The sequence below is a fragment of the Thiothrix sp. genome (assembly GCF_028714775.1).
Lineage (GTDB): Bacteria > Pseudomonadota > Gammaproteobacteria > Thiotrichales > Thiotrichaceae > Thiothrix.
Genome location: NZ_JAQTLS010000004.1, coordinates 163045 through 177590, shown reverse-complemented (window position 1 = coordinate 177590; position 14546 = coordinate 163045). Strand labels below are relative to the sequence as shown.

The 14546-nt window shown below is 53.9% G+C and carries 15 protein-coding genes; 14 read left to right on the top strand and 1 reads right to left on the bottom strand.

Features of this window, described 5'->3' with window-relative positions:
- The first annotated feature begins 162 nt into the window (after nucleotides 1-162).
- The 11 genes from lptD (at nucleotide 163) to PHE17_RS04975 (ending at nucleotide 10910) form a co-directional block, all read left to right on the top strand.
- On the top strand, nucleotides 163-2343 hold the full coding sequence (gene lptD / locus PHE17_RS05025; protein WP_301014721.1) for an LPS assembly protein LptD: 2181 nt from the start codon (nucleotides 163-165) through the stop codon (nucleotides 2341-2343).
- On the top strand, nucleotides 2330-3502 hold the full coding sequence (locus PHE17_RS05020) for a peptidylprolyl isomerase (protein WP_301014720.1): 1173 nt from the start codon (nucleotides 2330-2332) through the stop codon (nucleotides 3500-3502). The genes lptD and PHE17_RS05020 overlap by 14 nt, the downstream gene beginning before the upstream one ends.
- A gap of 6 nt (nucleotides 3503-3508) precedes the next feature.
- A complete protein-coding gene (pdxA, locus tag PHE17_RS05015) occupies nucleotides 3509-4525 on the top strand; it encodes a 4-hydroxythreonine-4-phosphate dehydrogenase PdxA (RefSeq protein WP_301014719.1) in 1017 nt (338 codons plus the stop codon).
- Nucleotides 4526-4852: 327 nt separating this feature from the next.
- Complete coding sequence (gene rsxA / locus PHE17_RS05010; protein WP_301014718.1) at nucleotides 4853-5434, top strand: electron transport complex subunit RsxA; 582 nt, start codon at nucleotides 4853-4855, stop codon at nucleotides 5432-5434.
- Between the two features lie 8 nt (nucleotides 5435-5442).
- On the top strand, nucleotides 5443-5991 hold the full coding sequence (gene rsxB / locus PHE17_RS05005) for an electron transport complex subunit RsxB (RefSeq protein WP_301014717.1): 549 nt from the start codon (nucleotides 5443-5445) through the stop codon (nucleotides 5989-5991).
- Entirely contained in the window at nucleotides 5988-7550 is a 1563-nt protein-coding gene (rsxC, locus tag PHE17_RS05000) for an electron transport complex subunit RsxC (RefSeq protein ID WP_301014716.1), read from the top strand. The genes rsxB and rsxC overlap by 4 nt, the downstream gene beginning before the upstream one ends.
- On the top strand, nucleotides 7547-8563 hold the full coding sequence (gene rsxD / locus PHE17_RS04995; RefSeq protein WP_301014715.1) for an electron transport complex subunit RsxD: 1017 nt from the start codon (nucleotides 7547-7549) through the stop codon (nucleotides 8561-8563). Before rsxC ends, rsxD begins: the two co-directional genes overlap by 4 nt.
- A gap of 10 nt (nucleotides 8564-8573) precedes the next feature.
- Nucleotides 8574-9218, top strand: coding sequence for an electron transport complex subunit RsxG (gene rsxG, locus PHE17_RS04990; protein ID WP_301014714.1), 645 nt, complete (start codon nucleotides 8574-8576; stop codon nucleotides 9216-9218).
- Nucleotides 9215-9853, top strand: coding sequence for an electron transport complex subunit E (locus PHE17_RS04985; RefSeq protein ID WP_301014713.1), 639 nt, complete (start codon nucleotides 9215-9217; stop codon nucleotides 9851-9853). Before rsxG ends, PHE17_RS04985 begins: the two co-directional genes overlap by 4 nt.
- On the top strand, nucleotides 9850-10482 hold the full coding sequence (nth, locus tag PHE17_RS04980; protein WP_301014712.1) for an endonuclease III: 633 nt from the start codon (nucleotides 9850-9852) through the stop codon (nucleotides 10480-10482). The genes PHE17_RS04985 and nth overlap by 4 nt, the downstream gene beginning before the upstream one ends.
- Nucleotides 10482-10910: a DUF1841 family protein gene (locus PHE17_RS04975; protein WP_301014711.1), complete on the top strand. Its 429-nt coding sequence runs from the start codon at nucleotides 10482-10484 to the stop codon at nucleotides 10908-10910. Before nth ends, PHE17_RS04975 begins: the two co-directional genes overlap by 1 nt.
- Here PHE17_RS04975 and PHE17_RS04970 read toward each other — a convergent pair.
- Nucleotides 10907-11248 carry a hypothetical protein gene (locus tag PHE17_RS04970; RefSeq protein ID WP_301014710.1) on the bottom strand — a complete coding sequence of 114 codons (342 nt, stop codon included), beginning with the start codon at nucleotides 11246-11248 and terminating at the stop codon, nucleotides 10907-10909. The two genes, PHE17_RS04975 and PHE17_RS04970, sit on opposite strands and share 4 nt — an antisense overlap.
- A 208-nt stretch (nucleotides 11249-11456) precedes the next feature.
- Between PHE17_RS04970 and PHE17_RS04965 the strand changes: the two genes are divergently transcribed.
- From PHE17_RS04965 to PHE17_RS04955, 3 genes are all read left to right on the top strand, one after another.
- On the top strand, nucleotides 11457-12248 hold the full coding sequence (locus PHE17_RS04965; RefSeq protein WP_301014709.1) for an inositol monophosphatase family protein: 792 nt from the start codon (nucleotides 11457-11459) through the stop codon (nucleotides 12246-12248).
- 154 nt (nucleotides 12249-12402) lie between these two features.
- On the top strand, nucleotides 12403-13860 hold the full coding sequence (locus PHE17_RS04960; protein ID WP_301014708.1) for a hypothetical protein: 1458 nt from the start codon (nucleotides 12403-12405) through the stop codon (nucleotides 13858-13860).
- A 63-nt stretch (nucleotides 13861-13923) separates the two neighbouring features.
- Entirely contained in the window at nucleotides 13924-14535 is a 612-nt protein-coding gene (locus PHE17_RS04955) for a hypothetical protein (RefSeq protein ID WP_301014707.1), read from the top strand.
- Nucleotides 14536-14546: the final 11 nt, after the last annotated feature.

The following is a 14546-nucleotide window of genomic DNA, read 5'->3' as shown; positions in this document are numbered from 1 at the left end:
ACCACAGGTAGTGGCACAAGCAGCAGTGTCCTCGCAAGACCCTCGAAGCATATCACGATACTTGTGGAATTCACGCCCATAGCATGAACTTTCGGCGTTTTTTCATTGAGTCTCAACGCAGAGTGTGCGATGTTAAGACGCTTTAAACAGTGCACCGGACGCATGGGAACATCACTACAAGAAAACCTGATCCGCTTAGCCTTCCTGGGTTTGTCCTGTAGCCCAGCGGTTGCGTTCGCCCAAACCCAGTGGATGAGTTGCCCCGTCCCTCCTGATCCTGCCAACGACATCCATCGTCCGGCAGACTTGCCTCCGCCCGCTGTATATATTGAGGCCGATTCCGCGCTTTTCAAGGAGCAAGGAGTCTCGGAGATGTCAGGTAACGTACATATATCCCAAAATGACCAAAAGCTGAAAGCCGACAAGGCCACCTATGAGCGGGCGAACTCGCATGTGACTGGCAAGGGTCATGTGGTTTTCAACACCGATACAATGCATGTCAAAGGCAGCGAAGTTGATTACAACATTGACCAAGGCAGTGGCGAATTCAAGGACGCAGATTACCGTCTGATTACCGCAGACGGGCGTGGAACCAGCAAACGGGTGGTGCGCGAAAGCCCCAAACTGACGCGCATGGAACAGGCAACTTACACCACTTGCCCGCCCGGAAATGCCGCATGGAGCCTCAACTCCCCCGACATCCGTCTTTACCATGACCAAGAACGCGGCACAGCAACCAACGTGACGCTGAAAGTGCGCAAAACACCAATTTTGTACTTGCCCTATATCTCTTTCCCACTGACCGATAAACGCAAATCTGGATTCTTGTTCCCCACCATCGGCAGTAGTAGCAAAACAGGGCTGCAAATAGGCGCACCGTACTATTTCAACCTTGCCCCCAACTACGACATGACGCTGACCCCTACGCTGCTGAGCAACCGGGGATTACAGCTTGGCAGCGAATTCCGCTACCTGACAGAAAAACACAATGGCACGTTCAACTACGTTTTGTTACCTGATGACAAAGCCAGTGACCTTGGCAGCCGTTATTATTTCAACTTCAAAAATAACACCAGCATTGACAGCCGCTCTTCACTGACCCTGAATGCTGAGGGCGTATCTGATAGCCAGTATTTCGTCGACCTTGGCAACTCGCTACAAGCCACCAGCACCGTCAATTTGGAACGGCGGCTGCAATACCAAACCAGTGGTGATAACTGGTCTTTTTCCGCCCTGACACAAGATTATCAGGTGCTGGATGGCGGAACTCAACCACACGCACGCCTACCGCAGTTGCTATTGAACTACCACCCATTGCGGCAAGGTAACGGGCCGGATGTAGCTGTGGACAGCGAGTACACCAAATTTACTGGCAGCAAAACCATTACCAATGGCTCACGTTTGGATGTAAAAACCCGCGTCAGCAAAAACTTCTCCAATGATGCCGCTTACATCAAACCATCCATCAGTCTGCGGCATAGCGAATACGCGCTGGATGACAGTAATAAAACCCGCATCAGCCGCACGCTACCAACAGCCACCTTGGATACGGGGCTGTTCTTTGAACGCAATGTGAAACAGGGCAAGTACCTGCAAACGCTGGAACCGCGCCTGTATTACACCTACACCCCGTACAAAGACCAAAGTGCCATCCCGATATTCGACTCCAGCGAAAATGGCTTAAGCTACGGGCAGTTATTCAGCGAAAATCGCTTTACCGGCAAAGACCGGATTGAAGATGCCAACCGTTTGTCGCTATCCCTAACCTCCCGTTTGCAAAACCAGCAGGATGGGCGCGAAATGCTCCATGTCAGCGCGGGGCAAATTTACCACTTCGATGACCGCAAAGTGACCTTGCCAGGTCAGGCAATCCAAACTGGCAAACGATCGGAACTGGTGCTGGAAACAGGTGGGCAAATCAACGACCGCACCAACGTCAGCAGCACCACCCTTTGGGATGCCAGCACCCGAAAAATCACTTCCAACCAGTTCAACGTGCGTTACAAGGATGACAAAAAACGCATCTTCAATGTCGGTTATACCGAAACCAAGGGCAGCGCCCAAGCCATCAACGCGGCCTTTTCCACACCTGTTAAAAACAACTGGAAAGCCGTTGGCAGCGTCAACCAAGATTTGCTCAACAACCGCAACCTAGAAAATGTACTGGGTGCGGAATATGAAAGCTGTTGCTGGAAAACCCGTGTGGCAGCGCGTAATTACCTCCTTCCCGATAACAAAACACGCGACAACGCCGTATTTATCGAGTTTGAACTCAAAGGACTGGGGAACTTCGGCAGCGGAACCCGCGACCTATTTACAGACCGCGTATATGGTTACGAATAAAGCTTTGCGGTATTTTTCCATCGTTGCAGCCCTTATTGCCGTGCTTGCATCTACGCAGCCAGCACAGGCAGAAACCGACACCCCCATCGACCAGATTGCCGCAGTGGTCAACAACAGCTCAATTCTACTGAGCGAAGCCCAGCAGCGTATGGCTACCCAACATTCGACACTCAAACAGGCCATTGATGACCTGATCCTAGAGCGTTTGCAGGTACAAAAAGCCAAAGAAGCAGGCATCCCCGATGGCGACCCTGCCCAAATGATCGCGGCACTGCGCAAGCAACAACTCCAAGGCAAGATCAAGGTCAGCGACCAAGAAGTAGCAGACTTAATTGCCAGCCAAAGCGATACCATTACCCAAGGTGAGCGCTACAACCTGCAACACATTTTGATTGCTACCCCTGTCGGGGTTTCGGTCGCCCAAGCCAATACTACCCGCCAACAGGCCGAGCAAATCCGCAGCCGCATCCTTGCGGGTGAAGATTTCGCCCAGCTTGCCCGCAGCGAATCCGATTCCAATGCGGCAAAAAACGGCGGCAACCTCGGCTGGCAAGATGCCACCAGCCTCCCCTCCAGTTTTACCCGCGCCATCACATTGTTAAAAACCGGGGATGTGTCAGAAGTCATCCGCGACACCAAAGGTTTCCATATCCTGAAATTGCTGGAACGCGAAGGGGGCAAACGCCAAGCAGCGGCTGCCACCGCCATCCGTACCCGCCATATTTTAGTGAGCACCGAAAAGCTCCCCGAAGAACAAGCCAAACAAAAAATTGATGCGCTGTACCAGCAACTCAAGCAAGGTGCGAGCTTTGCCCAGCTTGCCCAAGCCAATTCTGACGACCCCGGCAGCGCTGCAAAGGGCGGGGATTTAGGTTGGGTCACGGCAGGGCAAACCGTGGCAGAATTCGAGCAAGTCATGAACCAAATCGCCGACAACGCCATCAGCAAACCGTTTAAAACCCAGTTTGGCTGGCATATATTGCAAGTGCTGGCACACAAACAGGAAGACCGCACGGTCGATTCGCTGCGCAACAAGGCCAGCGATTTCATCGGCGAACGCAAAGCCGAAGAACAATATCAAGCATGGCTGCAAGGCTTGCGCAACAGCGCCTACATTGACTACCGTGTCCCGCTGGACAACAACCTACAACTGCATTAAAACACCATGAAACCACGTCTACGCATTGCCATCACCGCTGGGGAACCCGCCGGGATCGGCCCTGACATCATCCTGATGCTGTTACAACAACAACTTTGGCCTGAGGTTGATCTGGTCGTGATTGCTGACCCGGACGTGTTACAGGCACGGGCGCAGCAACTGGGTATCCAGGTGCATCTGCGCATCTACACCCCTGACGCAGTACAACCCGCGTGCAAACCCGGCGAATACCTCGTATTGCCGATCCCTTGTGCCGCCCCCGTGGAACCCGGCGTACTCAACCCAACCAATGCCGAATACGTACTGCAAACCTTACGCCGCGCCACCGTGGGTTGTTTAAATGGTGAATTCGCAGCCATCGTCACCGCGCCTTTGCACAAAGGGGTTATCAATGATGCGGGGATTCCATTTACCGGGCATACCGAGTTTCTGGCGGAACTGACCCACGCACCGTTGCCGGTGATGATGCTGACCGCAGATACCTTGCGGGTAGCGTTGGCAACTACTCACTTACCCTTGCGCAAGGTCAGTGATGCCATTACCGCCGAATTGCTGGAGCAAGTGTTGCGCATCCTGCATCAGGATTTGCAGCAGAAATTTGCCATCCCCAACCCGCACATACTGGTCTGTGGCTTGAACCCACACGCGGGGGAAGGTGGGCATCTGGGTACGGAAGAGTTGGATACCATCATTCCGGTCGTCCGGCAGTTACAACAGCAAGGCATGAACCTGACGGGGCCTTTGCCTGCCGATACGCTATTTACCCCGCGTAACCTGCAAGGTGCAGATGCGGTACTTGCCATGTACCACGACCAAGGTTTGCCGGTACTCAAGCACGTGGGGTTCGGTAAGGCCATCAATATTACGCTGGGTTTGCCCATCATCCGTACTTCGGTAGATCATGGCACGGCGTTGGATTTGGCGGGCACGGGTAAGGCTGATACTGGCAGTTTACGGGAGGCGATTGGGTTGGCTGTCCAGTTAGGCTACAAAAGCGTTGGGAATAAAAAAGGGCATCCCTAAGATGCCCAACCGCTAGGAGGGTATAACCAGTACCTTTCACCCGTTCTGGTTATGCCTTCCCGACACAGACACCCCTATGTCGCAAGACTTAGTAGAATAGTTCAAGCCTATATAATAAATTTATTAATTTAGTATATAAGTCGATACTAATACATTGACCATCGGAATACAAGTGCCAATCCTGCAACGGCGACCAGTGGCAAAGAATAGAACTATGATCTTCCAGACAATTATCTCAGGGAGCGGCTTTGCTGTAGGTTATAATCGCGAAGCCGTGGCACAATGCGCCACCTCCTACACAAACCGGATGCTTGTGGACTTACCCGTATGAGCGAATACCTTCTGATCCTTGTCAGCACCATTTGGGTCAACAATTTTGTGCTGTCCCACTTTCTGGGGCTGTGCTCGTTCGTGGGCGTATCCAAACGGCTGGAAGCCTCTGTCGGTATGGGCATGGCGACGACTTTCGTGCTGACACTTTCGAGCATTATGAGCTATTTGGTGGACGCTTACCTGCTGATCCCGTTTGGGTTGGAATACCTGCGTACCATCAGTTTCATTCTGGTGATTGCCGCGACCGTCAGTTTTACCGAAATGGTGATGCGCAAAAGCAGCCCCGTACTGTACAACGTACTGGGGCTTTACCTGCCCCTGATTACCGTGAACTGTGCAGTACTGGGGGTTGCCTTGCTAAACATACAGGAAAGCCACAACTTCATTGAATCGGCGCTGTACGGTTTGGGTGCATCGCTGGGCTTTACCCTCGCGCTGATCCTGTTTGCCGGTATCCGTGAGCGTATTGCCGCTGGCGATGTGCCGGAAACATTTCAGGGTAACGCTATCGGGCTGATCACAGCGGGATTGATGGCACTGGCGTTCATGGGTTTTTCTGGCTTGGTGAAAGGATAACCGGCCTTATGTTGGCAGCAATACTGGTCATTTGTGGTTTGGCGCTGTTTTTCGGCGCACTCTTGGGTTACACCGCAATCCGTTGTAAGGTGGAAGGTAATCCTTTGGCAGAAAAAGTAGATAAGCTGCTCCCTCAAAGCCAGTGCGGGCAATGCGGCTATCCCGGTTGCCGCCCTTACGCCGAAGCCGTTGCCAAGGGCGAAGCGCCGGTCAATTTGTGCGTTCCCGGCGGCGAAACCACCGTCAAAGCCTTGGCAGAACTGATGGGGGTGGATGCCACGCGGCTGGATGTGGCAACGGGCGACCCCGTGCCAATGGTGGCTGTCATTGACGAACAAATATGCATTGGTTGCACCTTGTGCCTTCAGGCTTGCCCAGTGGATGCCATCGTCGGCACTGCCAAACACTTGCACACAGTCATTGCCAGTGAATGCACCGGCTGTAAACTGTGCCTGCCGCCCTGCCCCGTTGATTGCATCAGCATGGTTGCACCCAAGACCGAACCCACGACGTGGAAATGGCCTTACCCACTGTTCAAGCTGGAGGTGAAGCCATGATCACGAGCTTACTCAAACGTTGGCTTAATCCCGGTGGCTTGCACCTCGACTACCACAAAGAGGAATCGACCCAGCAGCCGGTACGCAACCTGCCATTACCCGCTGAACTAGTAATCCCACTCCAACAGCACATGGGGCAAAAGGCAAGTTTATGCGTGCGCGTTGGCGATTACGTGCATAAAGGCCAAGCGCTGACAAAACCCGATGGGCAGATGCAAGTGCCAGTACACGCCAGCACTTCCGGCACGGTAACGGCGATTGAAGAGCATCCGGTAGCACACCCTTCCGGCCTCAACGACCTGTGCATTATCCTCACCCCGGATGGCAAGGATGACTGGGGTGATGCCCGCATGACACCCTACCTTGATCCGGCACAAGAAAAGCCTGAAACCCTGCGCCAACGCATCAGTACTGCCGGGATCGTGGGACTAGGTGGGGCAGTATTCCCCGCTGCGATCAAACTGGCTGCCCACACTCCCATCACTACCCTGATCATCAACGGGGCGGAATGCGAACCCTACATCACTTGCGATGACATGCTGATGCGCGAAAAGCCCGACGAAATCATCGCGGGCATCCAAATCATGCTGCACATGCTTGCCCCCCAACAGTGCTTGGTTGGGATTGAAGACAATAAACCCCAAGCCCTTGCCGCCATGCAAACAGCAGCGGAAAAAGCGGGAGATAGACGCATCCAGATAGTATCCGTCCCCACCCTGTACCCGACCGGCAGCGAAAAACAGCTCATTAAAATCCTTACCGGCAAGGAAGTCCCCAGCGGCGGCAGGCCAGCCGACATTGGCATGGTTTGCCACAATGCCGCGACCGCCCGCGCCATTTACCGCGCCGTGGTACTGGGTGAGCCACTGCTTGAGCGTTATGTCACCGTCACCGGCGAAGGGGTTGCCCATCCCTGCAACCTCAATGTGCCATTGGGAACGTCCGTAGAATACTTGCTGAACCAAGCCGGAGGCTGCACACCAACGGCTGACCACCTATTGATGGGCGGGCCAATGATGGGCATTACCCTGCAAAGCGGACAAGTTCCCGTGGTTAAAGCTACCAACTGCATCTTGGTTAAAACGGCTCCCGAACAGCAACAGCCCGTCATGCCCTGCATCCGTTGCGGACGTTGCGCGGAAAGTTGCCCTGCCAACCTGTTACCGCAACAGCTTTACTGGCACGCCCGCGCCCGCGAATTTGATAAGACAGAACACTACCACCTGTTTGACTGCATCGAATGCGGTTGCTGTGCTTACGTTTGCCCCAGCCACATCCCGCTGGTGGATTATTACCGCTTTGCCAAGGCCGAAATCCGCACCCAACGCGCTACCCACGCCCAAGCCGAACACGCCCGCAACCGCCACGAATTCCGCCTACAACGGCTGGAACGCGCCAAGCAAGAAAAAGCCGAAAAGCTGGCAAAACATCGCGAACAAGCAGCAAAAACCGGAGCCGATGACGCCAAGAAAGCTGCCATCCAAGCGGCACTGGCACGCGCCAAAGCCAAAAAAGCCCAAGCCGCCGCTGCCACCACCACGGGGGAACCCACGGAATGATTTTCACCCAACGCACCTCCCCCCACATTAGCGCCAGTACCGATGTCAGCCACATCATGCGCCAAGTACTGTATGCCCTGCTGCCCGGAACTGTGCTGCTGGTCTGGTATTTCGGCTGGGGAATGCTCAGCAACCTGCTACTGGCAGTGCTCTTCGCCGAAGGGTTTGAATGGGGTATGTTGAAACTGCGTAACCGCCCGATACGCCCGTTCCTGTCGGATTACAGCGCGGTGGTGACGGCATGGCTGCTGGCGGTGGCGCTGCCTGCATTTGCGCCGTGGTGGCTGATCGCGGTTGCCATGCTGTTTGCCATCGTCATTGCCAAACACTTGTACGGCGGGCTGGGGTACAACCCTTTCAATCCGGCAATGGTAGGCTATGCTGCGGTGCTGGTGTCGTATCCGGTGCAAATGACTGGCTGGCCTGCCCCGCAAGATTTCAGTTTCAGCCACATAGGGCTGATGCAGGCCGTACAACAGGTATTTCTGGGCGGAACCACGGGCTGGGATGCTCTGACAGGCGCAACCGTGCTGGATACCGTCAAGGTTAACCTGCATTTGCACAAAGCTTTAGCAGACATTTACCCCACCAAGCCGTTTGGCCTATTGGGTGGCAAAGCATGGGAATGGGTGAATGTGGCATGGCTGGTGGGTGGCTTGTGGCTGTTCTACCAGCGGGTCATTGCGTGGCAGTTGCCAGTGGCATTTTTGGGTTCACTAGCTTTGATGGCAACGGTTTTCTGGGTGATTGACTCTGCACACTATGCGTCAGCGCTGTTTCACTTGTTCAGTGGGGCTGCCATGCTGGGGGCATTTTTCATCGTTACCGACCCGGTAACAGCCAGCACTACGCCGCGTGGCAAGCTGATCTATGCCGCGTTCATTGGCGTGTTGGTCTATGTTATCCGCACGTGGGGAAGCTACCCAGATGCGGTGGCGTTCTCCGTCATCATCATGAACATGGTAGTACCATTGGTTGACTATTACACCCAACCACGGGTTTACGGGACTTGAGGGATAGGACATGCGGGATTTGCCACTGATCAAAGACATTACCAAACCCGCCCTGCTATTGGCGGGGTTTGCCCTGTTAGGGGCGGTCGCGCTTGCTTTCATCTTTAACCTGACCAAACCACTGATCGAGGCAAACGACCAGCTTGCCACCCTTGCCCGTTTGAATGCGTTGGTTCCCGCCGAGCTTTATGACAATGCCCCCGCCAAGGATAAGCTGATCTTGCCTGCCGCTGATTTTGGCAGTGCCGAACCTGTTACCGTTTACCGCGCCCGCAAACAGGGGCAACCCGTTGCGGCACTGTTTGAAACGACCGCACCCGATGGCTATAGCGGGAATATCCGCCTACTGGTAGCCATCAACAGCGACCTGTCACTGGCGGGCGTGAGGGTCATCACCCACAAGGAAACCCCCGGTTTAGGGGATAAGATTGAGGCGGAAAAAAACGATTGGATCACCCGTTTTAGCGGTAAATCGCTTGGCTCACCACCGCTGGCAGCTTGGGCTGTACGCAAAGACGGCGGTGAATTTGACCAGTTCAGCGGCGCAACCATTACCCCCCGTGCGGTGGTCAATGCTACCCTGCGGGTACTGGTTTGGGCGCAAACCCACTACCCTAACGCTTTCGCCCCCCCACCCACGGAGGCCGCACCATGACCAACGACTTCCGCACCATTGCTGTTAACGGCTTGTGGCGCAATAATCCCGGCTTGGTACAACTGCTGGGGCTATGCCCCTTGCTGGCTGTGACCAACAACATGGTCAACGGGCTGGGCTTAGGGTTGGCAACCCTCATTGCACTGATTAGCAGCAATGTAGCGGTTTCCCTAATGCGTAACTTTGTCCGGCAAGAAATCCGCATTCCGGCCTTTATCCTGATCATTGCTGCTAATGTCACCATCATCGACATGCTGATCAAAGCATTTTTCCACGAGTTGTACGGCATTCTGGGCATTTTTATCCCTCTGATCGTTACCAACTGCATTGTGCTGGGGCGTTCCGAAGCGTTTGCCTCCAAAAACCATCCACTACACGCCGGGTTAGATAGCCTGATGATGGGGGTAGGCTTCATGCTGGTACTGATGGTGTTGGGGGGAATGCGTGAACTGTTCGCCAATGGCACGCTGTTTTCCCAAGCGCACCTGATGTTCGGTGAAGCCGCTCGCGCTTGGACGATCAGTCTGGGTAAGGATTTTCATGGCCTGTTGCTGGCGGCATTGCCCCCCGGTGCATTCATCGGCTTGGGCTTGTTAGTGGCACTTAAAAACTGGATAGACAAACGGCTGGCATGAACAATACCAAACGGGAAGAAATCTTCCGCCGCTTACGCGATGCTAACCCTGAGCCAACTACTGAACTGGCCTACAACAGCGCATTTGAATTGCTGATTGCGGTAATCCTCTCTGCCCAATCCACCGACAAAGGTGTGAACAAGGCCACTGCAAAACTGTTTCCGGTAGCAAATACCCCAGAAGCGATTTATGCACTCGGCGAAGACGGGCTGAAGGCTTACATCAAAACCATCGGCCTGTTCAACAGCAAGGCGAAAAACATCATTGCCACTTGTAAGGCACTGGTGGAACAGCACCATTCGCAAGTCCCCGCGCAACGCGAAGCCCTCGAAGCACTGCCCGGTGTAGGCCGCAAAACCGCCAATGTGATCCTCAATACCGCCTTTCGCCAGCCAACAATGGCGGTGGATACGCACATTTTCCGCGTTGCCAACCGTACTGGCATTGCCCCCGGCAAAACCGTGCTAGCCGTGGAAAAAGCCCTGCTCAAATACGTGCCGAAAGCATACTTGCTGGATGCGCACCATTGGCTGATCCTGCACGGACGCTACACCTGTACCGCACGTACCCCTAAATGTGGGCAATGCCTGATTGCCGACCTGTGTGATTTCAAGGAGAAAACTGCCTGATGTTTGGCAATGACCGTGACAGTATGCGCCGCTACTACCTGCAATGCTGGCAGAAATTACAGCAAAAATTACCGATGGACGCTTTGGAACAACAGGTTGCCAGCGTGATAGCGGAACACCCTGAGTACCATGCTTTACTGGGGAAAAATGAACACGCCATCCAGCGCGACTACATCCCCGAAACTGGGGAAACCAACCCTTTCCTGCACATGGGCTTACACTTAGGCATCCGCGAACAGGTAGCAACCAACCGCCCCACCAGCATTGCCGCACATTACCAACAACTCATCAGCAAACACGGTGTCCACGAAACCGAACACCGGATGATGGATTGCTTGGCAGAAAGTATCTGGCTGGCGCAACGCAACCATGCCGCCCCCGACGAGGCGGCTTATTTGGAATGCATACAGAAAATAGCAGCGCGTTAATCCATCGCCACCACGATATTGCTGCCAGTGCGGCTACTCACGTCGAATATGCGTGAACGGCTAACATTATTCAAACTGGCATCCGCCCGGTAACGCCCCGGTGGCAGCGCAATCGAGAGGGAATGCCGGTGGTTAAAGGTTTCGATAGGCACTGGCCTGCCGTTATCCAAACGGTAAACCGACCATTTAACCGCACTGAAAGCCGGGCCGTTATTCAACGTTGCCACCAAATTGACATTCGGGGCGGGCGTTGGAGTGGCTGCTGTACCAACCGCGTGTGCAGACATCACAGGCGCTGCAATTAACAGTGTCATCACTAAAAAACGTTTCATGTTCATGACGGCATCTCCTTTGCCTACTCATATCAACTAACTAATTTCACGACTTAACATTAGCTGAACGCGATAAATTTACAACCAGATTATACTTGTGCTATCCATAGTTTCATGTTATGGAACTTTTCAGCGAAAAACTGTCCTCACAAGTTTGCGGCAACTATGCTATCCTAGCGCCCCCGTATATCCAGTCCTGCAACGGAGTTCTTGTATGCATCCCATGCTTAGAAAAGCAATTGAAGCCTCACGTTTGGCTGGCGAAGCCATCCGCCATTACGCCAACCAAGTGCAAAAACTGGACGTGGAAAACAAAGACCACAATGATTTCGTCACAAAAGTTGACCGCGAAGCAGAAACCCTCATTATCCGCTTATTGCAACGCGCTTACCCTGAACATGCGTTTTTAGGGGAAGAAAGTGGCAAATTTGGTGCTGACAGCGATTACGAATGGGTCATCGACCCGCTGGATGGCACAACCAATTTCCTCTACGGCATCCCACAATTTTCGGTTTCCATTGCCCTCAAACACAAAGGCCGCTTGGCAGTTGGGGTGGTGTATGACCCACTGCGTGACGAAACCTTCGCGGCTGCACGTGGGGATGGCGCAACCCTGAATGGTCGCCGCATCCGCGTTTCCGAACGTAGCAGTATGCAAAGCGCCCTATTGGGTACGGGTGTCCCGTTCCGCGCCAACCAAAACCTCGACCTCTACCTGCAAACCATGAAAGCCTTGCTGCCGGATACTGCCGGTGTACGCCGTCCCGGTTCTGCTGCGCTGGATTTGGCTTACGTTGCCTGCGGTCGCTTTGACGGTTTCTGGGAATTCGGCCTGAATGAATGGGACATGGCGGCTGGGGTACTGCTGGTACAAGAAGCCGGTGGCCTGATCAGCGACATGCACGGTGGCAATACCCACTTGCAAACCGGCAACATCGTTGCTGCCAACCCCAAAGTTTTCAAGGAAATGATTAAGCGCCTGCATCCTGTCATGCAAAAAGCTTAAGTCCATAAAATCAGCCTGTTGCCGTCTATTTTCTATTCGGCAACCAGCGCCTTGTTGCTACCATTGGTCAACTTATTTTACAGATTGTGCGTTGATGCACTAGATTTAAAGGGGTACTGTAAAATAAGCAAACCTTGCGACAAGGAGTTAAGTCATGTCACAGACAGAACAACAAATTAATGCGTTTCTGCAAGACTTCGACCAGAATACCGCAGAAGTCATGGATCGCATCCCACCCAAACTTGATCAAGACGGCAACGTTGTCACCGGCAACACCCTCTTCTCCCAAGATGCCATTGATAACCAGACCTTCATCACCGCCCGCGACAGCATCCGCCAACACATTTACCGTATGGAAGAAGTTGCGGATGACCGCGCCGCGTATGAAGCCAATGACAAAGCCGAAAATCTGGTAGACAAGTTCGCCTATGCCACTCTGGCAAGCATGGAAAGCGCAGGCTTACGCAAAGCCAAATTGGCGGAATCACCGTGGTCAGATGACTACTGGGGCATTTACAAAGGGATTATTGGGGCGCGTTATGCCGACCCTAGCTTCCCAGCTTCCGGTAACTGGAAACAGAACTTTGATTACGTCCGCGCCCACGCGCCACAAGCCATCCTCAGCAGCGGCAATGCAGCCGCCATCAACCGGCTGTCTCCGGCAGAAAAATACGATGCACTGGTGGGTGATGCCAATGGCACACTGACCCGCCGCCAATGGTCAGACGGCAAGTATTTCTACGACGCGCACGGTTCCGTGGAAACATGGATGGGCATTTGCCACGGCTGGGCTCCTGCGGCCTACATGCTGGCGCGTCCACGCAAATCCGTGGTGGCAAAAACCCCTAACGGTATCGCCATTACCTTTTACCCCTCTGACATCAAAGCGCTGGGGTCATTGTTGTGGGCGAATGTGCGTTCCGCTTCACGCTTCATCGGCGGGCGTTGCAATGACCAGAACCCCGCGAAAGACCCGGTAACTGGGCGCGTCACTTCCAGCACCTGCTTCGACACCAACCCCGGCACTTGGCATTTGGCGGTAGTGAATCAGATTGGCGCTTCCAAGCGCAGCATGGTCATGGATGTCACCTATGACTACGAAGTGTGGAACCAACCCACTTACGGTTACGAATACAGCTATTTCAACCCGCAAACCCGTACCCAAGCCAGCACCTTAGCCGGTGCGACGGTCAGTAAAGCGGCATTTACCAGCGACAAGTTCAAGGCATACCGCAGCAGCCGTGCCGTTTCTTTTGTCGGGGTTGCCATGCGGGTTTCTTATGTGGTGGAAACCAGCCCCAGCCAGCGCCCGGATGACAATCCAAGCCATGATGCCATCCAAAGTGCTGATTACCACTACGATCTGGAACTTGATGCCAGCGGCAAGATCATAGGGGGAGAGTGGTACACCAATAAACACCCTGACTTCCTGTGGACACCACCGAAAGGAACAAGGGCAACCACCCATTACGATCATCTGGCAACCGGAGCATGGCAACGCGGTCAAGCCGTTCCCCCGAACTGGCGTACCGCTGCGCAACAATCATCCAAAACAGATGGCGCACCACTAGCCGCCATTGTTGAGCAATTGATCCAGTTTGCCAACAGTTAACCCTGAAAGGGGCAGCCACACCGACTGCCCCCTTTTCAGTCAACCACAAGGGGCGTGGATACGATGAAAGGGAACCGAACCAGCTTGCTGCACGGGTTAGTGGTGGCTGGGCTATTGTTAGGACTCAGTGCCTGCGACCAACACGAAGACAAACCCACATCGCCCGCATCGGAACCTACCCACATGAACACCCCGACCATCCCATCCAGCCAAGCAACACCTTCCCCACCCCTTTCGCAAACCGCCACGGATAGCCAGCTCTACCTGCGCTTTTTAGCAACGGGTGAAAGTTTTTATACTGAAATCAAACTGGAAAACGGCGTCCTCAGTTACACCTACTTCGAAGACACCACTAAACGTTGTGGGCAATGGGTGCAAAGCCGCCCCTGCTGGACAGAGGATGACCTAAAAACCGTTAGCGTGAAATTACCCGACAAGGAGATCGACAAGCTCTACGCCGCCATCGGTGACAGTGGCATCCTCGACATTGATGAAACCAAACTGGGCGGGGCGCAAAAAGGCCAACGTTTCTACGCCCAACACCTTGAAATCCATGCAGGAAGTATTGAGAAACACCTGATTTACCAAAGCTTCCCCGGCGCTAGCAAAAAGCCGGAAGCCTTCCAGCGCTTAGAAGACATCCTGCACAAATACGCCCACGACTTACCGCGCTAACCTTCTCTCCG